This is a genomic window from Burkholderia sp. MS455, assembly GCF_016899445.1.
Lineage (GTDB): Bacteria > Pseudomonadota > Gammaproteobacteria > Burkholderiales > Burkholderiaceae > Burkholderia > Burkholderia pyrrocinia_C.
The window spans coordinates 1716416-1740447 of sequence record NZ_CP041778.1; the positions used below are offsets into that span (position 1 = coordinate 1716416).

Here is a 24032-nt window from a genome sequence, read left to right on the forward strand (position 1 = left end):
GAAACCGGCGGCGCAATACAAGGACAGCCGCCGGCGGGCGTCACGAGACGCCGGTATAGACGCCGTTCAGGATGCGGAGATCGGGAGCGGCAGGCTGCGGCCCGATGGTGCGGGCGACACCGCTCATCGACGCGGCCGGCGCGCGGACGGGGAAGTGTACCGACGCACGGTACGAAACGGGATGACGGATACGTGACGCGACGGGCGTCGGGAGAATCGCTGTTCCGGCGGGCCGACAGAAGCGGCGCCGGGATTCCGGTACGAGTGCGTAAAGGCTCATCGTTGTTCTTTTTTGCGTATCGCGGGTGCAGGAACCGCGCGGCCGGCGCGTCCCGCTCCAAATGCACTGGCGTATCGTGCGCCGACCGGCATGCAGCGTCAAGCGGTTGTCGCGGTGCAGCAAACCGCCTGGTTCTGCCGTTGAAACGCTGGTATCGAGGCGGCTTTCGTGACGGTAAGGATTCGCACGACGCCAGCCGGCCGCGCTCGATCAGGATTGCTTGCCATCGCGGCACCGCAAGCTTCCGGATTGAAAGCTTGTGACACGGCACGAACGTGCTATGCCGCCGCGCCGCCCTGCTCCTGTGCGAGAAACCGCTCGACCATCGCGTTGAACACGGGCAACGCCGGGTTGTCGTTGTCCGCCCGCCACGCGAGATACAACTCGGCCGCCACGTCGACGCCCGCAAGCGGCCGGAACACCACGCCGTCCACATGCAGCTCGCGCGCCGACGCCGGTACGAGCGCCGCGCCGAGCCCCGCACGCACGAGGCCCAGGATCGTATGCGTCTGCCCGACGTAATGCAGGTAGTTCGGCAGCCTGCCTGCGTTCGCGAACAGGCCGGAGATCATGTCGTGGAAATACTTCCCCTCGTTCGGCGAATACGCGATGAACGGCTGCCGGTCGAGATCGTCGGGACCGATGCGCTCGAACGCGGCGAGCGGCGCGTCTTGCGCGACCGCGACCAGCATCGGTTCGCGCTGCACGAGCCGGTATTCGAGCGGCTGGCGCGCGGCGCGCTGGCGCACGAAACCCGCGTCGAGCATCCGCGACGCGAGCGCGTCGATCTGCACGGTCGACACCATCTCGCGCAATTCGACGTCGACGTCCGGCAGCGCGTGCGCGGCGTGCGCCAGCAGCATCGGGATCATCCGGTACGCGCTGACGGCCGTGAAGCCGAGCGTGATGCGGCCGGCCCCGCCGTGCGCGACGCGCTGCGCGGCCTGCTCGGCCCGCGCGGAGAATTCGAGGATGTGCCGCGCGTCGCGCAGGAAGCGTTCGCCGGCCGCGGTCAGGCTCACCTGCCGGCTGCTGCGTTCGAGCAGCGCGATGCCGAGCGCGTGCTCGAGCAACTGGATCTGCCGGCTGAGCGGCGGTTGCGTCATGAAGAGCCGTCTGGCCGCGCGGCCGAAATGAAGCTCCTCGGCCACCGCGACGAAGCAGCGAAGCTGGTGCAGTTCAATCATCCAGATTTTGTATCGATCGATGGTCTTTCGAGGTTAGACCGATATCGATACGATTTCCATGCTCGGTTGCACCTGATGCGCGGCCCGCGCCGCGCACGACGACCGAGACCTTCATGACTCGTCGGCGCATTGCGGTTCGTCGCCGTGCACGGGCTGATCGGCATCGCTGCGTATACGTGGCTCGCCGTGGCTCGCGGGCGGGTTCGAGCGGATCCGCATCACGCCTCCGGGCGCATGAGCGTCGCCACGGCGCACGCGGTTCGGTCGGCGGGCCGCGCCGTCACGCGCGCTTGCGGCCGCCCGGCATCTGCTCGACCGTCAGACGGTCGAGTTCGCGCAGGTCGTTCTCCAGCGCTGGCGTGAGCGTCGTGCGCAGGTGATCGAGGAACGTGCGGATCTTCGCGTCGAGATAACGGCGCGTCGCGTAGACGGCGTACACGCTCACCGTCTGCAGCCGGTACGCGGGCAGCACGCGGATCAGCCGCCCTGCGCGGATGTCGTCGAGCACCGTATACAGTGCGACGCACGCGATCCCGCGCCCGGCGCGCACCGCGACGCACAGCGCGTCCGGCACGTTGACCTGGAACGGCGCCGGCTGCAGCGCGTAGACAGTCTCCTCGCCATCGTTGCGCTCGAGCCGCCATTCGCCGGCCGGCGATGCCGGCGTATCGAGGCGCAGGCACACGTGGTTCGGCAAATCGTCGGGCGACTGCGGCGTGCCGTGCCGCGCCAGGTATTCGCGCGACGCGACGAGCACGCTGCAACTCGTGCCGCAGGTCTGCGCGACGTAACCCGAATCGGGCAACTGCGACGCCGTCACGATCGACACGTCGTAGCCTTCCTCGACGAGATTCGGCATCCGCTGCGCGAGCGTCAACTCGACCGACACGTCGGGGTTGTCCTCCTGGTAGCGGACGATCGACGACACGACATGACTCTGCCCGAGCCCCGTCATCGCATGGATGCGCATCTTGCCGCTCGGCCGCAGCAGTGCGTTACGCGCCTCCGCGTTCGCGTAGTCGATTTCCGCGAGGATCGATTTCGCGCGCTCGAAATAACGTTCGCCGCTTTCGGTAAGGCCGAGATGGCGCGTCGTGCGATGCAGCAGGCGCGTCTGTACGTGCGCTTCGAGGTTCGATACCGCGCGCGACACCTGCGCGGTGGTCGCGTCGATTTCTTTCGCGACCGCCGTAAAACTGCCGGCTTCGACAACGCGCACGAACAGGCGCATGTTTTCGAGCATGTCCATTGAATTGGCTTGGGGAGAGTCAGTGGGGAGGCGTCGGCGGCGCTCGCGTCAGGTGGGGAACGGAGCGCGGCCGCGAACCATGCCGAATCGATGATCACCGTGCCGGGGGAAAGGCGGGAGAGCGGGCATCGGGTACGTGGTTCTGGTATGTCGGGGATTCAGTGGCCGGAATTGTACGCCGCCGCAGACAAATTTGCGCTATTGCCAGCAGCCCAAACTTTCGTCCGATGAAAGGTTCATGCAAGGCGCATGCGTCGTACGCGTGTAACGGCTTGATGGAGCGCGACAATTTACATCACAACACGATACAATTCCACCCTTGTCGCCGCACATACCCGCGCTGTCATTTTTACCGCTTACCCGTCCATGTCGTCAGGCTCATCTTCGTCGCGCCGCACGTTGCGCCAATGGCTGCACAGTTTCATTCCCCATCCGATGTCGCTCGGCTGGCGCGAGCGACTGCGTTCGTGCGCGGGCGCGCTCGTCGGCATCGCGACGGTCGGCGTCACGATGCGGTGGCTGCCCGGCGTACCGGGCCTCGTGCCGCTGCTCGTCGCGCCGATGGGGGCATCGGCCGTGCTGCTGTTCGCGGTGCCGGCGAGTCCGCTCGCGCAACCGTGGTCGATCATCGGCGGCAATCTCGTCGCGGCGACGGTCGGGGTCGCGTGCGCGCAATGGATCGCCGATCCGATTACGGCCGCCGCGGTCGCGATCGCATGCGCGATCGGCGGCATGTTCGCGCTGCGCTGCGTGCACCCGCCGTCGGGCGCCGTCGCGCTCACGGCCGTGGTCGGCGGCCCGGCAATCCATTCGCTCGGATTCAGTTTCGTGCTGGAGCCGATCGCACTGCAATCGGCGATCCTGCTGTCGGCCGCGCTCGCGTATCACGCGCTGACCGGGCATCGCTACCCGCATGGCGGCGCGCGCGCCGAAGCGAAACCGCAGACAGGCGGCGCCGCACCGGCGCGCGGCGGCTTCACGCGCGGCGACCTCGACGCGGTGCTGAAGCGTCGCGGCGAATGGCTCGACGTCGATCCGGACGATCTTGAAACGCTGCTGCGCGAAACCGAGATGCAGGCCTATACGCGCACGTTCGGCCAGTTCAAGTGCGCCGACCTGATGACGAAGAACGCAATCGAGGTCGCGCCGTCGACGTCGGTCAAGGCCGCGCTCACGCTGCTCGACCGTCACCGCGTGAAGGCGCTGCCCGTCGTCGACGGCGGGGGCCGCCTGATTGGCATCGTCACGCGCGCCGACCTCACGCGCCAGTTGTGCCGCCCAACCCCGCTGTGGCAACGCCTGTCCGCACGGCTGCCGCAATCGTTCGGCGGCCAGCCCGCGAGCGTCGCGTCGGTGATGACGCGCGACGTTGCGTTCGTGCCGGAAACGATGCCGATCACCGTGCTCGTGCCGCTGTTCACGCATTCGGGCCATCACCATATTCCGGTCGTCGATGCGTCGCGCCGGCTCGTCGGGATCATTACGCAGACGGATCTCGTCACGGGCCTCTATCGGCAGACGCAGATGCTCGAGGCTGCTTGACGCAAGCGCAACGCACCGACGCAACGAGGAATGCATTAATTTCGCTTTAGTTCGGCCATTTATATCATGCCGTGATATATTCTCCGGTTCCGAAACCGACTGCCCGCCCTCGATGAACGATACCAGACGCGCACTGAACAAAAGCGATTTCCAGCAACTGTCCGAGTTCCGCTACCAGATGCGCCGCTTCGAGCGCTTCTCCGAACGCGCCGCGCAAAGCGAAGGCGTGACGCCGCTGCAATACCTGCTGCTGCTGCACATCAAGGGTTATCCGCATCGCGAATGGGCAACCATCGGCGAGCTCGCGGAACGACTGCAGGCGCAGCATCACGGCGTCGTCGCGCTGGTGACGCGCTGCGAAGCGCTCGGGCTCGTGAAGCGCAAGACGAGCGAAGCCGACCGCCGGCAAGTCGAGGTCCATCTCGAACAAGCCGGCGAGACGCTGCTCGCCCGCCTCGCGGCGATGCATCGCGCCGAGCTGAAGTCGCTCAAGGGCACGTTCCAGGTTCCCCAGATCGATTACTGACCCTCGCTTTTACCACTCCGATGAACGCACCGCACAAACGCGATTTCTCGACCAACGAACGCCTGCCCAGGATCGCGTTGCTTGCCGCCGGGATCGGCCTGCTCAGCACGCTCGCCGCGTTCGTGCTGTTGAGTCTGATCCGCCTGTTCACGAACCTGTTCTTCTTCCAGCAGTTCTCGTTCGCCGACCGCTCTCCGGCGAACAACGCGCTCGGCGCATGGGTGATCGTCGTGCCGGTGATCGGCGGGTTGATCGTCGGGATGATGGCGCGCTTCGGTTCGGAAAAGATTCGCGGCCACGGCATTCCGGAAGCGATCGAGGCGATCCTGTTCGGCAAGAGCCGCATGTCGCCGAAGGTCGCGATCCTCAAGCCGCTGTCGTCCGGCGTCGTGATCGGCAGCGGCGGCCCGTTCGGCGCCGAAGGCCCGATCATCATGACGGGCGGAGCGCTCGGCTCGCTGATCGCGCAGTGCGTGCACGTGACCGCGGCCGAGCGCAAGACGCTGCTCGTCGCCGGTGCGGCCGCCGGCATGACGGCCGTGTTCGGCACGCCGGTCGCCGCCGTGCTGCTCGCGGTCGAGCTGCTGCTGTTCGAATGGCGTCCGCGCAGTTTCCTGCCGGTTGCGCTCGCGTGCGCGGTGGCCGGTTTCGCACGCGCGCTGTTCTTCGGCGTCGATCCACTGTTTCCGCTCGCCACGGCCGCGCCGACGCCGGTCGCGCTGCTGTCGTGCATCGTCGCGGGCCTGCTGTCGGGCATGCTCGCCTGCGGCCTGTCGGCCGCGCTGTACCGCGTCGAGGACACCTTCGCGAAGCTGCCCGTGCACTGGATGTGGTGGCCCGCGCTCGGCGCGATCGTGATCGGCATCGGCGGCTGGCTCGAACCGCGCGCGCTCGGCGTCGGCTACGACGTGATCGGCGACCTGCTGCACCAGCACATCGCGCTGAAGATCGCGATCGCGCTGCTGATCGTGAAGGCCGTGATGTGGGTGATCGCACTCGGCTCGGGTACGTCGGGCGGTGTGCTCGCCCCGCTGCTGATGCTCGGCGCCGGCCTCGGCACCGTGCTGTCGCCGGTGCTGCCGGGCGGCGACCCGGCACTGTGGCCGCTCGTGTGCATGGCTGCGACACTCGGTGCGACGCTGGGCGCACCGCTGACCGCGATCGTGTTCGCGTTCGGCCTCACGCACGACGCCAACGCGCTGCTGCCGCTGCTCGCGGCGACGCTCGTCGCGCACGGCTTCGCGACCGTCGTGATGAAGCGCTCGATCATGACGGAAAAGATCGCGCGCCGCGGCTATCACATCTACCGCGAATACGGCGTCGATCCGCTCGAGCGGCATGATATCGGCGAAGTGATGACGTCCGCCGACCGGCTCGTCGCGATCGACGGCGCGGCGACGCTCGATGCGGTCGACACGCAGTACTTCGGTGCGAAGCAGACGCATCGCGCGTACCCGGTCGTGCAGAACGGCCGCCTGCTCGGCCTCGTCGATCGCGCGACGCTCGACGCGCAGCGCGCACACGCCGCGGTCGACACGCCGATCTCGGCCGCGTTCGCCAACCGCGTGCCCGCCGTCGCGCTTGCGCACGAAACGTGCCGCGTCGTCGCATCGCGCCTCGCGATGCTCGGCTTCGAACGCCTGCCGGTCGTAGACGACGAGCAATCGCTGCGCATCACGGGCATCGTGTCGCGCAGCGACCTGATCAAGCCCGCGCTCCAGCACTTCGACGACGAACAGAAGCGCGAGCGCTTCCGTCCGATCGTCCCGGCCAACCTGCGCGACATCGGCACGCGCAAGGCCGGCTGACGCGTCCAGCATGCGAGGGCGTGCAACGCGCCCTCGCCCAGGCTCCTGTTCCATTGGAAAGCGCTTGCTTCCCGCGTTTAAAGTTGGTTAACAATCCAACCGACGAAAGTTTGTCATCATGGTACCCATGCGACGGGGCCACCATAATCAGCCATTCCACTTCGCGATCAGATAAAGAGTCGCGGCACGGCATGCAGACACATGCCGCTCGCCGCGACCGTCACGTCACCACACGACTGGGCAGCGCGCCGACCGGGCAACGCATGACGTCGTTGCAGCATCGCCCGTCCATCGACGGGCCGCACACGATGCATGCCGCGCCGCAGCAGAGTGCAGAGCACCGTAGCTGCCGTTTGGCAAGCGCGTTAACAACTTGTTTCGGAATAGCCGGAACCGTGCTTGTCCGCTGCGATCTCATTAGTACGCAGTACTGCTGCGCATCCCACTCAATCAATCACGACTCGAGGGAGATAACGTGAACGTGAAATACTTACCGCTCATCGCATTGACCGTGGCATTTTCTGCTCATGCAGCCGATTCTGCCCTGCAGAACGTGGGACAAAGCCAGAAACCCGCTGACCAGGTGGCGCAGTGCATCGCGAAGACCTGGGCCGACAAGTCGCAGCAACAGGTGACGTCGCAGTATGAACTGGCGAACGGCCTCGCGATGGCAGTTTATGCACCGGGCCAGCAACCGCCGAATGGCGCCGCTGCCGTGGTGCGCCCGGCCAACGCCGCAAACGCGAAGACCTGGGTCGGTTTCCGCGGCGGCGATGCGTCGTCGGCCGGCGACATCAACGCCTGCCTGTAACGAGACGAGAACAGGCGCACCGGATGGCCTTGCGCCATCCGCTTGTGACAAGCCCCGCTTCGGCGGGGCTTTTCTTTTTGTGTCGCCCGCGCTTACAGGTAGCTGCAGACGTAGTCGAGCGTCTCGAGCACTTCGATGTCGAAGCGGCTCTTGCCCGGCACCGAGAACGATTCGCCGGCGCCGTAGGTCTGCCATTCGCTGCTGCCGTCGAGCTTCACGCGGCACTTGCCGGCCTGCACTTCCATCAATTCGGGCGCGTCCGTGCCGAAGTTGAGCGCGCACGGCAGGATCACGCCGAGCGTCTTGCGCGTGCCGTCCGGGAAGAGCACGGTATGCGACACGCACTTGCCGTCGAAATAGACGTTCGCGCGCTTGACGACCGATACGTTGTCGAATTGGGTTGCACTGGTCATGTGATGCCTCTGCTTGCTGGATGCCGGATGGCGATGTTGTTGGAAGCCGGCCGGAGCGGCGGGCCGGCCGCTATGATACCGGCTCGCGCGGCATGCGCCGGAACTGCGCGCCCGCCGGGCAAGCGTGGTGCCCTTCAAACGACGACAGCGCGGCGCACCGGATCGTCAGGATGACTATGCGATGACGGTCGCTGCCCGAGATACCGGCTCATCGCAGCCCCTTGCGTCGCGCCGAATCGCGCAGGCAATCGAGCAGCATCGCCGCGGCCGGCGTCAGCGGGCTGTCGCGGCGCGTGACGACCTGCACCGACACGGCCGGCAAACGCTCGCGAATCGGCAGCACCGTCAACCGATCGCGTGCCCACTCGCCCTGAAGCAGTTGCTCGGGCATCGACGCGATCAGGTCGCAACCCGTCATCAGGCTGTGCGCGAGCCCGAAGCTCGGGCATTCGACGATGCGCGCCGGCACCGGCAACCCATGCGCGACGAACGAATTGAACAGCGCCTGCGTCGAGCTTTCCGGCGACGGATTCATCAGCCAGTCGGCCTCGACGAGATCGGCGAGCGACGTGGCCGACGCAAGCGGATGCTCGTTGCGCGCGACGATCAGCGAACGGCTCGCATAAAGCTCCGCATGATCGAACTCGGCCGCCAGCAATTCGGGCACGACGACAGCCACCGCAAAATCGAGCGAGCCGTCGTGCAGGCGCGGCAACGCCACGCCCGGAAACCCTTCGATCAGGTTGACGCGCGCCACCGGAAAGCGGCGCCGGAACGCGCGAAACGCATCAGGCAGGATCGTCACCGCGGCGGCCGGCGTGATCGCCGCCGCGACGGAGCCCGTCGTCGCCCCCTGCGCCTGCTCGATGTCGTCGCGAGCGCGCTGCATTTCGGCGACGATCAGCCGCGCGCGCACCTGCAATTGCTGGCCGAATGCGGTGAGTTGCACGCCGCGCGCGGTGCGCACGACGAGCGACACGCCGAGCGCGATCTCCAATTCCTTGACCGCCTTCGTCAGCGCCGCCGGAGACACGTTCAGGCGCCGCGCGGCCGCGCGGATGCTCCCCTCTTCCGCGACGGTGACGAACGCTTTCAACTGATGGTATTTCATGGCGGCGATGCGTGATCCGTGGAAACCCGGTGCGTGGCCGTGCGTGCCGGTTCAGGGTATTCCCGAGCGGCAACCGGTGGTGAGCACCAAAGCAATTTAGCAGCTTCTGGTGCGCAAAAGAAATTTATATGCTTGCACGTCATATGCGCGTCAAACGCCCCACCGGCCCCACAGGAGACACCATGTTGCAAGCCGTGAACCCCGTCATCCCCGGCATCGCCGCGATCGCCCCCGAGCTGGTCGAGGTGCGCCGCCGCATCCACGCTCATCCCGAACTCGCGTTCGAAGAGACGCTCACGAGCGATCTCGTCGCCGAGCTGCTCACCGGCTGGGGTTACGAAGTGCATCGCGGCATCGGCAAAACGGGCGTCGTCGGCGTGCTGCGCGAAGGACAAGGCGCGCGCACGGTCGGCCTGCGCGCCGACATGGACGCGCTGCCGCTCGCGGAAGCCACGGGCCTGCCGTACGCGAGCCGCCATGCGAACAAGATGCACGCTTGCGGCCACGACGGCCACACCGCGATGCTGTTGTGCGCGGCGCGCCACCTCGCGGCGACGCGCCAGTTCTCCGGCACGCTGAACCTGATCTTCCAGCCGGCCGAGGAAAACTTCGGCGGCGCGAAGGCGATGATGGACGACGGCCTGTTCGACCGCTTCCCGTGCGACGCGATCTTCGCGATCCACAACATGCCGGGCCGCGCGGCCGGCGACATGGCCTTCCGCACCGGCGCCGCGATGGCGTCGGCCGACCGCGTGACGATCACGCTGCGCGGCGTCGGCGGCCACGGCGCGATGCCGCATTTCGCGCGCGATCCGATGTCGGCCGCGGGCAGCATCATGGTCGCGCTGCAGACGATCGTCGCGCGCGAGGTCGACGCGCAGCATGCGGCCGTGATCACGGTCGGCAGCGTGCAGGCCGGCGAGACGTTCAACATCATTCCCGAAACCGTCGTGATGAAGCTGTCGGTGCGCGCGCTGAACGCCGACGTGCGCGCGCTGCTCGCGCGCCGCATCGAAGCGCTCGTGAAAGGCCAGGCGGAAAGCTTCGGCATCACCGCGGAAGTCGACTACGACTACGGCTACCCGGTGCTCGTCAATCACGCGGAGCCGACCGCGTTCGCGGCCGACATCGCGCGCCGGATGCTCGGCGCCGAGCGGGTCGAAACCGACGCCGCGCCGCTGATGGGCAGCGAGGATTTCGCGTTCATGCTCGAGGCGCGCCCCGGCTGCTACGCGTTCATCGGCAACGGGATCGGCAGCAAGGGCGGTTGCATGGTGCACAACCCCGGCTACGACTTCAACGACGACATTCTCGCGATCGGCGCGAGCTACTGGGTTCGCATCGCCGAAGCCTGGCTCGCGGCCTGACGGCCCTTCACCACGCAGTTTCGCGCTTACCGGGGGAACCCCATGGAAACGTCTGCCCTTTCATTCGCCGGCACGCCGGCCGATGCCCGCGCCGCCGCGAAGAAACGCCGGCTGATCGCGGCCGCCGCCGTCGGCAACGCGCTCGAGTTCTATGACTTCACGGTCTACAGCTTCTTCGCCATCCTGATCGGCAAGCTGTTCTTTCCCGTGCATTCGTCGTTCGGGCAATTGATGCTCGCGGTCGCGAGCTTCGGCGTCGGCTTCGTCACGCGTCCGCTCGGCGGGCTCGTGATCGGCATGTACGCCGACCGCGCCGGCCGCAAGAAAGCGATGATCCTCACGCTGCTGCTGATGGCGCTCGGCACCGCGGCGATCGCGGTCGCGCCGACCTTCGCGCAGATCGGTCTCGCCGCGCCGCTGCTGCTGGTGCTCGCGCGCCTGCTGCAGGGGTTCGCATCGGGCGGCGAAGTCGGCGCGTCGACGACACTGCTGCTCGAACAGGCGCCGCAGCATCGTCGCGGCTTCTACGCATCGTTCCAGTTCGCGAGCCAGGGGCTCGCCGCGCTCGCGGGCGCGCTCACCGGCGTCGCGCTGACGTCGACGCTGAATGCCGCACAGCTCGAAAGCTGGGGCTGGCGCGTGCCGTTCATCATCGGCACGCTGTTCGTGCCGATCGGCTATTGGCTGCGCAAGACCGTCGAGGAGGTACCGGCTGCCGCCCCCACTGCCGCGCACGACGAACCGGCCGCGTCGCTGCCGCTCGCCGACGTGCTGCGCCATCACGGCAAGGCCGTGTTCGCGGGCCTCGGCGTGACGATCGGCGGCACGTCGATCCACTACATCATCGTGTTCTACATGGCGATCTACGGCGTGCAGGTGCTGCACCTGCCGACCTGGCTGTCGATGACGGCCGGCTGCGTCGCCGGCGCGATCCTGATGCTCGTGACGCCGATCGGCGGCCACCTGTCCGACGTCTACGGGCGCAACCGGATCGTCTGGTGGACGCGCATCGTGCTGATGGCCGCGATCTACCCGGCGTTCATCGCGCTGAACCGCTGGCCGGGCGCCGCGTCGCTGCTGTCGATCATCGCCGCGCTGTCGATCGTGCATGCGATCAACATCGGCGCGACCGGCGCGATGCTCGGCGAACTGTTCCCGCGTGCGGTGCGTGCGACCGGCGGCGCGCTCGTGTACAGCGTCGGCGTCGCGATCTTCGGCGGCTTCGCACAGTTCTTCGTTACCTGGCTGATCGCGGCGACCGGCAATCCGAACGCGCCTGCGTGGTATGCGATCGGGTGCGGCGTGCTGACGCTGCTCGCGGTGCGATGCATGGATGAGAAGGCCGGGAAGTCGCTCGATTGAGAGGCGGCCGATGCGCGGCACGCGATTGACGTGGTGCGCGCGCATCGGGCATGATCGTTCCATGCGCCACGCCACGACCACTCATTCGACCACCACGCGCACGACCGCCTTCGGCGGGCTCGTGCGGCGAGTGCGCGCAAGGTCGTAGCGCACCGATTCCTCACAGGCCCCGCCGGTTCCGGACGGGGTCTTGTCGTTTCTCCGTCCGTATCGGCCACTCAGGAGAAACGCAATGTCCGAAGCCCCTTCCCCCAAACGCGCGCTGCTCGTTGTCGACATGCAGGTCGGGCTGTTTCACGGTCCCGATCGTCCGCACGACGGCGAACGTGTGCTCGCGAACATCAACCGGTTGATCGGCCTCGCGCACGAAGGCGGTGCGCCGGTGTTCGCCGTGCGTCACACCGGAGCCGCCGGCACGCCGATCGCGCCCGATTCGCCGCTCGCCGCGCTGCTGCCGGAACTTGCGATTGATCCCGCGCGCGACACCGTGTTCGACAAGACCCGGCCGAACTGCTTCGCGGGCACGCGGCTCGCCGAATGGCTGCGCGCGGCCGGTATCGGCGAACTCGTCGTCACCGGCATGAAGACGCAGTACTGCGTCGATACGACCTGCCGCGCCGCCGCCGATCTCGGCTTTCGCGCGGTGCTCGTCGCCGATGCGCACACCTGCATGGACACGCCCGCGCTGCGGGCCGAGCAGATCGTCGCGCATCACAACACAACGCTCGACGGGCCGTTCGCGATGCTGACGACGACCGAGGCGTGCGTGTTCTGAACGACACCGATCGCGCTCCGTAAACGCGACAACGCACGGGTCACGGCCCGTGCGTTGTGTGCAAGTCCGTAGTCGCCCCGCTCAGAACGTATGCATCATCCCCACATACGCGCCCGTCTGCGACTCGCCCGTCAGCGGGCTCGTACCCGACGTCGCATCCCGCGGCGTCGCGAGCAGCGAGAAGTTCGAATTCCCGCCGTTGCGCGCATACGCGACCGTGCCGTACAGGAACGTGCGCTTCGACAGGTTGTACGTGGTGCCGAGCACATACATGATCGCGTGGCCCGACGGATCGTGCGACGCATCGCCGCCGCCGTCGCCGACCTTCACGTAATACCCGCCGCCCGTCACGGCCCATTGAGGCGTCGCGGTGTAGGTCGCGCCGAGCCAGTAGTGATCCGCGCGATCGGCGACGCCGGCCGGGCTGTCCGGCGCCTGGTAGTGCGTATACGCGCCCTGGATCTTGAACTTCGACACCTTCACGTTCGCGCCGACGAAGTACTCGCGCGACGCGGTGAAGATATTGCTGAGCTTGCCGTTGTTGTCACGCAGTTCGTCGTAGATGCCCCGCACGTCGAGCACCGGCGAATGGTACGAGATCATGATCCCGTCCGAGCGGCCGAAATCGTCGGCCGCGCCGTAGTTGAAGCCGCGCGACTGGTTGCCGAACGCATATTGCGCCTGCACGTCGAAGCCGCCGATCACCGGGCTGTGATATTCGATGTTGTTGCTGCTTTGCTGCCAGTTGCGGCCGCGCACGAGCGACGCCGACGAAAACGCCTGCTGCACGAACGGATCGAATTCCCACACGCCATCGCTGTCGATGAACAGGTTGCGGCCGGCCTGCAGCTGGCCCCACGTGTCGCTCTTCAGGCCGACATACGCGCGCCGCGACCACATGCGCCCGCCGCCCGTCTGGCCGTTCATTACCTGGAACGCGGTTTCGAGGTTGAAGACCGTCGACAGCCCGCCGCCGAGATCCTCGATGCCCTTCAGCCCGAACATGCTGGTGCCCCAGTCGCCGCTTTCCGCACTCCAGCGCGACTTGCTGCCGTTCGGCGTCGCGATGTGGTTCAGGTATTCGACGCCGCCGTCGACACGGCCGTACAGCGTCACGCTCGTTTGTGCGAATGCGGCCGCCGGCGTGGCGGCCGCGATCAGCCATGCGAAATGTTTGAGTCGCAAAATGATGCCCCCTCGGAGTCTCGACCATCCGACGCGCGCCCCATGCGCGCGCCCGGTCATCCGCGATCGATCGAAAAACGTCCGGGGCCGGCCGCGCAGAGCGCGAGCAGGCCGCCCGAGATCGCGATGTTCTTGTAGAAATGAATCATGTTGTTGATCTGCTCGCCGCCCGTCATCGTCCAGTAATGATGGCCGATGAGGCCGGTGCCGATCGTATACAGCGCAAGCAGCAGCGCGAGCGGCCGCGTCTGGAAGCCGACCAGGATCGCGACCCCGGCGAACAGCTCCATCGCGACGGAGATCGCCGCGGACACGATCGGCGCGGGCGCGCCTTCCGAACCCATGAACGCGATGGTACCGGGAAAGTCGACGATCTTCTTCCAGCCGGACATCACGAACAGGATCACGAGCAGGATCCGGGAAAGCAGCAGCAGCACATCGCGCTGGGACGCGAGAAACGGTTGATTCGGTGTCATGGTGTCGATCAACGAAAAACGATGCGCGGCTGGCGCACCGGATTGCCAATGAACCGGGACGGGCGCCGCCCGCCCCGCTCTGCAACAACCGGCATCGGGCTCGGCCCGATGTGCTGTGCTCCTCCTCTTGTTCGATGCTGCTCTCTTCTTCGATGTTGCGATGTTGCCCTGCTGCTTCGCCGCGCGCCGCGTCAACGCAGCTTCGCGACGTCCTGCTCGGTCACCTTCGCGGCCGGATTGCCGAACTGCCCGGTCAGGTAGTTCGTGAGCGCGGCGATCTGCGCATCCGACAGCTCGTGGCGGAACGCCGGCATGCCGACGTCCTCGCTGCCGGCCTTGCGCTGCACGCCGTTCAGGATCACCTGCACGAGGTTGGTCGGATTCGGTGCGCCGACCGTCGAGTTGTGGAACAACGGCGGGTAATACCCGTCCGGCGTGCCCTTGCCCTGCATCTGGTGGCAGGTCGCGCAGTTGCCGAGATACAGCCGCGCCGGATCGATGCCCGACGACGCGAGCGCGACGCCGCGCAGCTTCAGGCCGTCCTCGGCCGGCTTGCCCCACGACGAGCGCGACTGCTTCGCGTCGCCGCTGGCGACGGCCGGCACCGTGCGGATGTACGTCGAGATCGCGCCGATGTCGGATTCCGTCATCTTCGAGAAGCTGTGCTCGATCGCCTCGGCCATCGGGCCGGCCGCCTGCGCGACGCCCGGCACGCTGCCGGTGCGCAGGTACTGCACGAGCTGCTGCTGCGTCCAGCCGCCGATCCCCGCGTTCGGGTCGGACGTGATGTTGTAGCCGTCCCAGCCCGCGAGCACCGAGCCCGACAGGAAGCTGCCGCCCGTCTCGTCGAGCGACTTCTCCTGCATCGCGATGCCGCGCGGCGTGTGGCACGTGCTGCAGTGCGCGAGGCCCTGCACGAGGTACGCGCCGCGGTTCCACTCGGCGCTCTGCGCCGGCTTCGGCTGGTACACGCCATCCTTCAGGAACAGCCAGTTCCAGATCTTCAGCGGCCAGCGCATGCTCAGCAGCGCGGGGATCTCGTTCTTCGGCGGCGCCTGCTTGACCGGTTCGACGCCGTGCATGAAGTACGCGTACAGCGCCTGCACGTCGTCGTCGTTGATCTTCGCGTACGACACGTACGGCATCGCCGGGTACAGGTTGTCGCCGTTCTTCGAGACGCCGTGACGCACCGCGCGCTCGAAGTCGTCGAACGTCCAGTTGCCGATGCCCGTATCGGGATCGGGCGTGATGTTGCTCGTGTAGATCTTGCCGAGCATCGGGATCGGCATGCCGAGGCCGCCCGCGAACGGCTTGCCGCCCTTCGCGGTGTGGCACGCCATGCAGTCGCCCGCGATCGCGAGGTATTCGCCGCGCTTGACCTGCGCCGGATCGGCCGCGTCGGCCGCGCGCGCGAGGCCCGGCAGCGCGAGGCAGCCGGCGACGAGGAAGGTGAGAGTAGATTTCCGCACGGTCAGACTTCCTTCTTCAGCGTGTCCGACATCCGCAGCGCGAGCGCAGCGATCGTCAGCGTCACGTTCACCGTACCGACGGTCGGCATCGTCGAGCTGCTCGAGATGAACAGGTTCGGATGGTCGAACGTGCGGCAGTCCTTGTCGACGACCGAGTCGCGTGCATCCGCGCCCATGATCGTCGCGCCCGTGATGTGGTTGTTCGGCGCGAACTCGTCGTTGAAGACGACTTCGGTGCCGCCCAGCACCTTCGCGGCCGTCGCATAGACCTCGCGCGTGTGCACGGCGCCGCGCTTCACGTAGTCGTCGATCGCGTACGTGATTTCGGGGCGCGGGATACCGATCGCGTCGGTGGCCGTCTTGCTCGGCACGATGCGGTTCTCGGGTTGCGGCAGGATTTCGTGGAAGCAGTCGAACTGCACGTAGCGCGCGGAACGGTCGCGGATCTGCGCGTCGAGCTCCTCGGGCTTCATCAGCTTGCCGCCCTTGAAGATCTTCTGCGTCTCCTGGTTGATGCGCGACATGTTCGACAGGTGGATCTTCTTCGCGGCTTCGGTCGCACGGAACGGGCCGTCGCGGAAACCGATCAGCGACGTCATCTCCTGCGGGCCGCGGCCCGGCCACAGCTTCTCGTTCGCGTAGAACGACACGCCGGTGCCCGGGTGGTCCATCAGGTTGCGGCCGACCATGTCGGAGCTGTTCGCGACGCCGTTCGGGAAATCGCGGTTCGCCGACATCAGCAGGATCTTCGGCGTCTCGATGCCGTTCGCCGCAACCACGAAGTACTTGCCTTCGACGCGATGGTCGGCGCCGGACTTGTCCTTGTAGATCGCCGCGACGATGCGCTTGTTCGGGCCGGTTTCCAGCTTGTAGACGACCGCGTTCTCGATCAGCTTCGCGCCGGCCTGCTCGGCCTTCTCGACGTGCACGATCCCGTTGTACATCGCGCCGATCGGGCAGATCGGCATGCAGTTGTTGTTCCCGCAACAGGTTGGCCGGCCGTCGTACGGACGGCTGTTGCGCGCGACCGGCTCGGTCACCACGTGGAACTTCGGGTCATAACCGTTGAGCGCGCTCTTGATCGTCTGCTCGTTGAACGACAACGGCAGCGGCGGCATCGGGTACGGCTGCTTGCGCGGCGAGTACAGGTCTTCCTCGGGGCCCGGGCCCCACACGCCGAGCTCTTCCTCGGCGCGCTGGTAGTAATGCTCGAGGTCGTCGTACTGGATCGGCCAGTCGCGGCCGACGCCGTACACGGTCTTCATCTTGAAGTCGTTCGGGATGAAGCGCCACGCGGACGCGGCCCAGTGCCACGTCGTGCCGCCCACCGCGCGGATGTACTGCGAGTTGAACTTGTGCTCGCCCTTCAGGACCAGGTAGTCGTTCGGCGGGCCGTATTCCGGATGCGGCGCCCACGGGCTCGACGGGTACGGCGCCATGAAATCGGTCTTGTCGGTCTGATTCCGAAAGCGCTCGACGATTTCCCAGCGCGGCATGCGCGGGCCGGCTTCCAGCAGGATCACCGACTTGCCCGCCATCGCGAGCTGGTGTGCGACGATCGCGCCTGCGACACCCGAACCGACGACGACGACGTCGGCCTTTTGCGTATCGGTATCGGCCATCAGGCTTGCCTCTCGATCGGTTTTTCGGCCCAGAAGCCGGGTTTGTTGGGGCAATACGAAGGGATCACGAGCGTATCGGATACGACGCTGAACATTAATGCTTCTTCGTAGGTAATCACGACGTTGTCGACGATGCCGAGATACCACGCTTCAAGAATCTTGAGCGCGAGCGCTTCCTGATCGGGATTCAGCGAGCCGGACGCGAGTGCGCCGGCGAGTTGCGGCAGGCTGTCGGCCGTCTTGAACGAGCCCTTCTGCAATGCCTGCAGGAAGCGCTGGCCGAGCACGCGGCTCAGCCCCTTCTTGCCGGTCAATGCTTCGGAAAGCGTCATGAACGTATCGAGCGGCGCGGTGCCGGGCGCATCGGCCAGGGCCCGCAACGCCAGCGAGCCCGTGAGGCCCGCCGCCGTCAGCGCCAGTGCGCCCTGCAGCCATTGACGCCGCGTGATGCCGGTTGCGGCTGCGTCGCCATTGCGACGCGAGTGGGGAGTGTCGTCGTTGTGCATGTTTCCTTCTCTCGAACGCCGGATTCGGGAAAACCACGCTTGATATTTCTCAAACTTCGGCGCGGACCTGAAATGTACGCGCACAAATCGGATCGAACAATCTTTTTATAGTCCATTAAATGTTCCGCAATCCGAGACAATCGACATTTCGCTGCATTTTTGTGTCGTCGACGCGACAAATCTGCGACGGACGCACCGGTGTCGCATGCCGGCGACACACTGCGGCAGCGCGCGACGATGCGTGCGCACGACGGTCGGTTAGAATCCCGTGCAATCAAACAGAAAGCTTCCCTCCGAGGGCAATCGAGCGATGAAGCAGCACGACAAACAGAACAACACGATTCGAACCAACCACACCACACGGCTGCTCTGGCGCATCGGCGCCGTCGCGGCGCTCGGCGGCGCCGCGGCCCTGTCGCTGCATGCGCTCGCGGCGCGCACGGTGAGCGTGTCGCCGCAAGGCACCGTCACCGAAGTCCGGCAGACCGTCGTCAAGTTCGACGAACCGATGGTCGCGTTCGGCTCGGCGTCCGCGCCGAATCCCGCGCGCGTGACCTGCAACGACTCGACCGCCGCGCGCGGCCAGGGTCACTGGCTCGACGACAAGACCTGGGTTTACGATTTCGAAAACGACCTGCCGCCCGGGGTGCGCTGCTCGGTCGCGCTCAACGACACGCTGCGCTCGGTCGCCGGCAATGCGGCCAGCGGCCCGCGCCGCTTCACGTTCCAGACGGGCGGCCCGTTCCCGGTGAACGTGCGTCCCGGCTCGCGCGAGATCGAGGAGCGGCAGGTCTTCGTGATGAAGCTGAACGGCCCGGCCGAACCGCGCTCGGCGCTCGCGAACATCTGGTGCGAAGCGGCCGGCATCGGCAACCGCATTCCCGTCACGGCCGCCGACGACGATACGCGCAACGCACTGCTCGACCATTTCGGGCTGAAGAAGGACGCCGCGCGCGTATTGACGCTGTCGTGCTCGCAGGCGCTGCCGGCGAGCGCGAAGATGCAGCTCGTGTACGGCAAGGGCGTCGCGAGCCCGAGCGGCATCGCGAACGAAACCGAACGACGCTTCGATTTCACCGTGCGCGCGCCGTTCGCCGCGAGCTTCTCGTGCGAACGCGAGAACGCGAAGGCGCCCTGCACGCCGCTGCGCCCGCTCACGCTGTCGTTCAACGCGCCGATCTCGCGCAAGAATGCCGAGGCGATCAAGCTGCGCGGCTCCGACGGTTCGCTGTCGCCGACCTTCGCGGCCGACGACCACAGCGAGGAAGTGACGACCGTCACGTTCAACCCGCCTTTGCCCGCGCAGGCCGCGCTGACGATCGAACTGCCGTCGGGCCTGCGCGACGTGACCGACCGCTCGCTGTCCAACGCCGACCTGTTCCCGCTGGCGACGCGCACCGCGCCGATGCCGCCGCTCGCGAAATTCTCGTCGGGCACCTTCGGGATCGTCGAGCGCTTCGCCGAACCCGATACGCCCGCGCTCGTGCCCGTCACGCTGCGCAACGTCGAGGCCGACCTGCATATCGCCGGCCTCAACGCGGGCGGCGCGCAGTTCGCGAACCTGAAGGTCGAGAACGACACCGCGATCCGTCAGTGGATGCGCACCGTCGACCGCTTCGACAACTGGTCGATGACGGCCGGCTCGATCGACAGCCAGATTCCCGGCCTGCTCCAACGCAAGGGCCAGCACCCCGTCTACGTGCCGCTCCAGGCCGGCGAAAAGCAGCCCGCGCCGAAGGACCGCCGCATCGACGTACGCTCGCTGTCGCTGCTCAAGGGCGAGCCCGGCGCGCAGGCGCTGACGCTGCCGCAGGCCGACCCGAAGACGCTGCGCCCGTTCGAGATCGTCGGCGTGCCGATCGACAAGCCCGGCTTCTACGTGCTCGAACTCGCGTCGCCCGCGCTCGGCCGCTCGCTGCTCGCGAAGCCGTCGAGCATGTACGTGCGCACCACCGTGCTCGTCACGAACCTCGGCGTGCACCTGAAACAGGGCCGCGAGAACAACCTCGTGTGGGTCACGACGCTCGACAAGGGCAAGCCCGTGCCGAACGCGCAGATTCGCGTGTCGGACTGCAACGGCGATGAAATCGCCGCGGGCAAGACCGATGCGCAGGGCCTGCTGAAGATCGACGGGCCGTTCGAACCGAAGCACGAATGCCGCTCGTCCGAGCGTTTCGACGACTACTTCGTGTCGGCGCGCGTCGACGATCCGAAGACGGGCCCCGACATGGCGTTCGTCAGCTCGGGCTGGAACCGCGGGATCGAATCCTGGCGCTTCAACGTGCCGACCGACACCGACAGCGCACCGACCATGCGCGCGCACACGGTGTTCGACCGCACGCTGCTGCGCGCAGGCGAAACCGTGTCGATGAAGCATTTCATCCGTACCGAGACGCTGCAGAGCCTCGCGTTCCCGTCGCAATACCCGACGCGCGTGACGATCCGCCATCTCGGCACGGGCCAGACGTACAAGCTGCCGCTCACGTGGGCCGCCGATCACAGCGCGGACACGCAGTTCACGCTGCCGCCGGCCGCGAAGCTCGGCGAATACAGCGTCGAACTTGCAGCCGGCCCGGAAGACGCGCCGACCGCCACCTACTACAGCGGCAGCTTCCGCGTCGAGGCGTTCCGCCTGCCGGTGCTGAAGGGATCGATCGGCGCGCGCGACGCGCAGAAGAGCCCGCTCGTCGCGGTGAAGGAAGCGCCGCTCGCGGTGCAGATCGACTACGTGTCGGGCGGCGGCGCATCGAACCTGCCGGTGCAGGTGTCGGCGCTGATGAAGTGGGCGTCGCCTCCATTCGCGGATCGCTTCGAGGACTTCAGCTTCACGCCGTATCGCCCCGACACGAGCGACGGCAACGCCGACGACGATTCGCAGGACGGCGACAACGCGTCGTCGAACCACGATCCCGACGCGACGAAGCTGATCGCCGACAAGCTGCCGCTGACGCTCGACCGCAACGGCGCGGGCTCGGTCACGCTCAAGGGCCTGCCCGACGTCGACGCGCCGAAGCGCATCGCGCTCGAAGCGACGTTCTCCGACCCGAACGGCGAAGTGCAGACGATCCGCGGCGACACGATCCTGTGGCCGGCCGCGGTGGTGGCCGGCATCAAGGCCGGCCGCTGGGTGTCGGTCGGCCAGCGCGTGCCCGTGCAGGCGCTCGCGGTCGACCTGCAGGGCAAGCCGCGCGCATCGGTGCCGATCGAGATCAAGGGCGTCGCGCACATCACGACGTCGTCGCGCAAGCGGATGGTCGGCGGCTTCTATGCGTACGACAACAAGAGCGACACGCGCGACCTCGGCGTGCTGTGCTCGGGCAAGACCGACGACAAGGGCCGCATGGCCTGCGACGCGACGCTCGAACAGGCCGGCAACGTGCAGCTGATCGCGGTCGCGAAGGACGGCGACGGCCGCACGTCGAACGCATCGACGTCGGTGTGGGTCACGCGCGAGGACGAACTCTGGTTCGGCGGCGACAACACCGACCGGATCGACGTGATCCCGGAGAAGACCTCGTACGAACCGGGCGAAACGGCCCGCTTCCAGGTGCGCATGCCGTTCCGCTACGCGACCGCGCTCGTCGCGGTCGAGCGCGGCGGCGTGATGGAAACGCACATCGTCGAGCTGAACGGCAAGAACCCGACCGTCGACCTGAAGGTCGGCGAATCGTGGGGGCCGAACGTCTACGTGTCGGTGCTCGCGCTGCGCGGCCGGATTCGCGAAGTGCCGTGGTACTCGTTCTTCACGTGGGGCTGGAAAGCACCGGTCGAATGGGCGCGCGCGTTCTGGCGCGAAGGCCGCCACCATGAAGCGCCGACCGCGTTCGTCGACCTGTCGAAGCCCGCGTTCCGCTACGGCCTCGGCGAGATCAAGGTCGGCACGGGCGTCCACCGTCTCGGCGTGGCCGTGACGACCGACGCGACGCGCTACACGGTGCGCAGCAAGGCGCAGGCGCACGTGAAGGTCACGCTGCCGAACGGCCAGCCCGCGCCGGCCGGCACGCAGATCGCGGTCGCGGCCGTCGACGAGGCGCTGCTCGAACTGATGCCGAACAACAGCTGGGACCTGCTCGACGCGATGCTGCGACGGCGCGCGTACGGCGTCGAGACGGCCACCGCGCAGATGGAGATTGTCGGCCGCCGCCACTTCGGCCGCAAGGCCGTGCCGGCCGGCGGCGGCGGCGGCAGCGCGCCGACGCGCGAGCTGTTCGACACGCTGCTGCTGTGGAATCCGCGCGTGACGCTCGACGCGAACGGCAGCGCGACCGTCGAGGTGCCGCTGAACGACGCGCTCACGCGCTTCAGGATCGTCGCGATCGCGGCGGTCGGCCCCGACCGTTTCGGCACGGGCAGCACGTCGATCCGCAGCACGCAGGATCTGCAACTGATCTCCGGCCTGCCGCCGCTCGTGCGCGAAGGCGACGCGTTCCGCGCACAGGTCACGCTGCGCAACACGACCGACCGCGCGATGCAGGTCGTCGTGACGCCGCGCGTGACGGGCCTCGACGTCGCGCCGCAAACCGTGTCGCTCGCGGCCAATACGGCAACCGAGGTCGCGTGGACGATCACCGTGCCCGAGCAGGCGCTCGACGCGGCCGGCGCGCTGAACTGGCGCATCGAAGCGGCCGAGCAAGGCGGCAAGCGCGCGTCCGACGCGCTGGCGGTCGCGCAGAAGGTCGTGCCCGCTCTTCCGGTGACCGTGCAGCAGGCAACGCTCGCGCAGGTCGACGGCACACTGACGGTGCCCGTGTCGGCACCGGCCGGTGCCGTGAGCAACGCACAGGGCGCGCCGCGCGGCGGCATCGCCGTGTCGCTGCAGTCGAAGCTTGCCGACGGCCTGCCCGGCGTGCGCCGCTGGTTCGAGCGCTATCCGTACCGCTGCCTCGAACAGCAGGCGTCGCGCGCGATCGGCCTGCGCGACCCCGCGCAATGGCAGGCGCTGGTCGCGCGCATGCCCGTCTATCTCGACAGCGACGGGCTCGCGAGCTACTTCCCGCCGTCGTCCGACGATTCTCACTACGGCAGCCCGACGCTGTCGTCGTACCTGCTCGTGCTGTCCGACGAGGCGAGCCGGGCCGACCCGCGCTTCGCGCTGCCGGAAGACCTGCGCACGCAGCTCGAAGCCGGGCTCGCGCGCTTCGTCGACGGCCGCATCGAGCGCAACGCGTGGGCGCCGCGCCAGGATCGCGACCTGCGCAAGCTCGCCGCGATCGAGGCGCTGTCGCGCCACGGTGCCGCGCAAGGCCGCATGCTCGGTTCGATCGAGATCGCGCCGAACCAGTGGCCGACGTCGGCGGTGATCGACTATCACGCGATCCTGACGCGCGTGAAGGACATCCCGCAGCGCGACGAGAAACGCGCGCAGGTCGAACAGATCCTGCGCGCGCGCCTCACGTACCAAGGCACGCAGCTCGTGTTCTCGACCGCGCGCGACGACGACCTGTGGTGGCTGATGACGAGCAACGAGACCAACGCCGCGCGGCTCGCGATGGAATTCGCGGGCGACCCGGCGTGGAAGGACGAGATGCCGCGCATCACGGCCGGCCTGCTCGCGCTGCAGCATCAGGGCGCGTGGCAGACGACGACGTCGAACGCGCTCGGGCTGCTCGCGGTCGAGCGCTTCTCGCGCACCTACGAGAGCACGCCCGTCTCCGGCGCGACGAAGGTCGCGCTCGGCGGCAACGAGCGCGCGATCTCGTGGTCGCAGGCGCCGGCCCCGGCCGACACGCCGGCGTCGGCCACCGCCGCGACCCGCGCCGCCGCCGCGCGCAGCGTGCTGATGCCGTGGCCGCGCGCGTCGCAGGCGCCGGCCACGCTGTCCGTCACGCAGGAAGGCACCGGGCGCCCGTGGGCGACGGTCGAGAGCCTCGCGGCCGTGCCGCTGCGCTCGCCGTTCGCCGCCGGCTACCGGATCACGAAAACCGTCACGCCGGTGTCGCCCGCCGTCAAGGGCGTGCTGACGCGCGGCGACGTCGTGCGCGTGCATCTCGACATCGATGCGCAGAGCGACATGACGTGGGTCGTCGTCAACGATCCGATCCCGTCCGGCGCGACGATCCTCGGTTCGGGCCTCGGCCGCGACTCCGAAGCGGCGACGCAGGGCGAGAAGACGCCCGACGGCGCGTGGCCGGCATTCATCGAGCGCGACTTCGACGGCTACCGCGCGTACTACGACTATCTGCCGAAGGGCAAATTCTCGGTCGAGTACACGGTGCGGCTGAACAACGTCGGCACATTCGGATTGCCGCCGACGCGCGTCGAGGCGCTGTACGCGCCATCCGTGTACGGCCTGTGGCCGAACCCGCCGATGACCGTGAAGCCGGCCGACGCGGCCAAGCAGTGA

17 protein-coding genes are annotated in these 24032 nt (G+C 67.4%); 8 read left to right on the forward strand and 9 right to left on the reverse strand.

Annotated features, from left to right (window positions below):
* Window positions 1–558: 558 nt before the first annotated feature.
* On the reverse strand, window positions 559–1467 hold the full coding sequence (locus FPJ27_RS12290) for a LysR substrate-binding domain-containing protein (protein ID WP_204421305.1): 909 nt from the start codon (window positions 1465–1467) through the stop codon (window positions 559–561).
* A gap of 280 nt (window positions 1468–1747) precedes the next feature.
* Window positions 1748–2716, reverse strand: coding sequence for a LysR family transcriptional regulator (locus tag FPJ27_RS12295; protein WP_072438761.1), 969 nt, complete (start codon window positions 2714–2716; stop codon window positions 1748–1750).
* Window positions 2717–3082: 366 nt separating this feature from the next.
* On the opposite strand from FPJ27_RS12295, the gene FPJ27_RS12300 reads away from it, so the two are divergent.
* From FPJ27_RS12300 to FPJ27_RS12315, 4 genes are all read left to right on the forward strand, one after another.
* Complete coding sequence (locus FPJ27_RS12300) at window positions 3083–4258, forward strand: HPP family protein (RefSeq protein WP_072438763.1); 1176 nt, start codon at window positions 3083–3085, stop codon at window positions 4256–4258.
* Between the two features lie 112 nt (window positions 4259–4370).
* The gene (locus FPJ27_RS12305; RefSeq protein WP_072438765.1) at window positions 4371–4784 is read left to right on the forward strand and encodes a helix-turn-helix domain-containing protein; all 414 of its coding nucleotides are present in this window, start codon (window positions 4371–4373) and stop codon (window positions 4782–4784) included.
* 20 nt (window positions 4785–4804) lie between these two features.
* On the forward strand, window positions 4805–6592 hold the full coding sequence (locus FPJ27_RS12310) for a chloride channel protein (RefSeq protein WP_204421306.1): 1788 nt from the start codon (window positions 4805–4807) through the stop codon (window positions 6590–6592).
* 475 nt (window positions 6593–7067) lie between these two features.
* Entirely contained in the window at window positions 7068–7403 is a 336-nt protein-coding gene (locus tag FPJ27_RS12315) for a hypothetical protein (protein WP_174418674.1), read from the forward strand.
* Between the two features lie 92 nt (window positions 7404–7495).
* On the opposite strand, the gene FPJ27_RS12320 is transcribed toward FPJ27_RS12315, so the two are convergent.
* Both FPJ27_RS12320 and FPJ27_RS12325 read right to left on the reverse strand, forming a co-directional pair.
* On the reverse strand, window positions 7496–7816 hold the full coding sequence (locus FPJ27_RS12320; RefSeq protein WP_006478890.1) for a pyrimidine/purine nucleoside phosphorylase: 321 nt from the start codon (window positions 7814–7816) through the stop codon (window positions 7496–7498).
* A gap of 208 nt (window positions 7817–8024) precedes the next feature.
* Complete coding sequence (locus FPJ27_RS12325; protein ID WP_072438769.1) at window positions 8025–8927, reverse strand: LysR substrate-binding domain-containing protein; 903 nt, start codon at window positions 8925–8927, stop codon at window positions 8025–8027.
* A gap of 182 nt (window positions 8928–9109) precedes the next feature.
* On the opposite strand from FPJ27_RS12325, the gene FPJ27_RS12330 reads away from it, so the two are divergent.
* The 3 genes from FPJ27_RS12330 to FPJ27_RS12340 all read left to right on the forward strand — a co-directional run bounded on the left by FPJ27_RS12330 (window position 9110) and on the right by FPJ27_RS12340 (window position 12431).
* Window positions 9110–10294: a M20 aminoacylase family protein gene (locus FPJ27_RS12330; protein ID WP_204421307.1), complete on the forward strand. Its 1185-nt coding sequence runs from the start codon at window positions 9110–9112 to the stop codon at window positions 10292–10294.
* Between the two features lie 42 nt (window positions 10295–10336).
* Window positions 10337–11656: an MFS transporter gene (locus tag FPJ27_RS12335; RefSeq protein ID WP_204421308.1), complete on the forward strand. Its 1320-nt coding sequence runs from the start codon at window positions 10337–10339 to the stop codon at window positions 11654–11656.
* A gap of 232 nt (window positions 11657–11888) precedes the next feature.
* On the forward strand, window positions 11889–12431 hold the full coding sequence (locus FPJ27_RS12340; protein ID WP_072438774.1) for a cysteine hydrolase family protein: 543 nt from the start codon (window positions 11889–11891) through the stop codon (window positions 12429–12431).
* An 81-nt stretch (window positions 12432–12512) separates the two neighbouring features.
* Here the strand turns inward: FPJ27_RS12340 and FPJ27_RS12345 are convergent, their stop codons facing one another.
* The 5 genes from FPJ27_RS12345 to FPJ27_RS12365 form a co-directional block, all read right to left on the reverse strand.
* A complete protein-coding gene (locus tag FPJ27_RS12345) occupies window positions 12513–13616 on the reverse strand; it encodes a porin (protein WP_204421309.1) in 1104 nt (367 codons plus the stop codon).
* Window positions 13617–13672: 56 nt separating this feature from the next.
* Entirely contained in the window at window positions 13673–14092 is a 420-nt protein-coding gene (locus FPJ27_RS12350; RefSeq protein WP_204421310.1) for a DoxX family protein, read from the reverse strand.
* 191 nt (window positions 14093–14283) lie between these two features.
* On the reverse strand, window positions 14284–15561 hold the full coding sequence (locus tag FPJ27_RS12355) for a cytochrome c (RefSeq protein WP_072438780.1): 1278 nt from the start codon (window positions 15559–15561) through the stop codon (window positions 14284–14286).
* A 2-nt stretch (window positions 15562–15563) separates the two neighbouring features.
* A complete protein-coding gene (locus tag FPJ27_RS12360) occupies window positions 15564–17183 on the reverse strand; it encodes a GMC family oxidoreductase (protein WP_072438782.1) in 1620 nt (539 codons plus the stop codon).
* Window positions 17183–17689 (reverse strand): sugar dehydrogenase complex small subunit, encoded by a 507-nt coding sequence (locus FPJ27_RS12365; protein ID WP_204421311.1) that lies wholly within the window; start codon window positions 17687–17689, stop codon window positions 17183–17185. Before FPJ27_RS12365 ends, FPJ27_RS12360 begins: the two co-directional genes overlap by 1 nt.
* A gap of 310 nt (window positions 17690–17999) precedes the next feature.
* Here FPJ27_RS12365 and FPJ27_RS12370 point away from each other — a divergent pair, with 310 nt between their 5' ends.
* A complete protein-coding gene (locus tag FPJ27_RS12370) occupies window positions 18000–24032 on the forward strand; it encodes an MG2 domain-containing protein (protein ID WP_204421312.1) in 6033 nt (2010 codons plus the stop codon).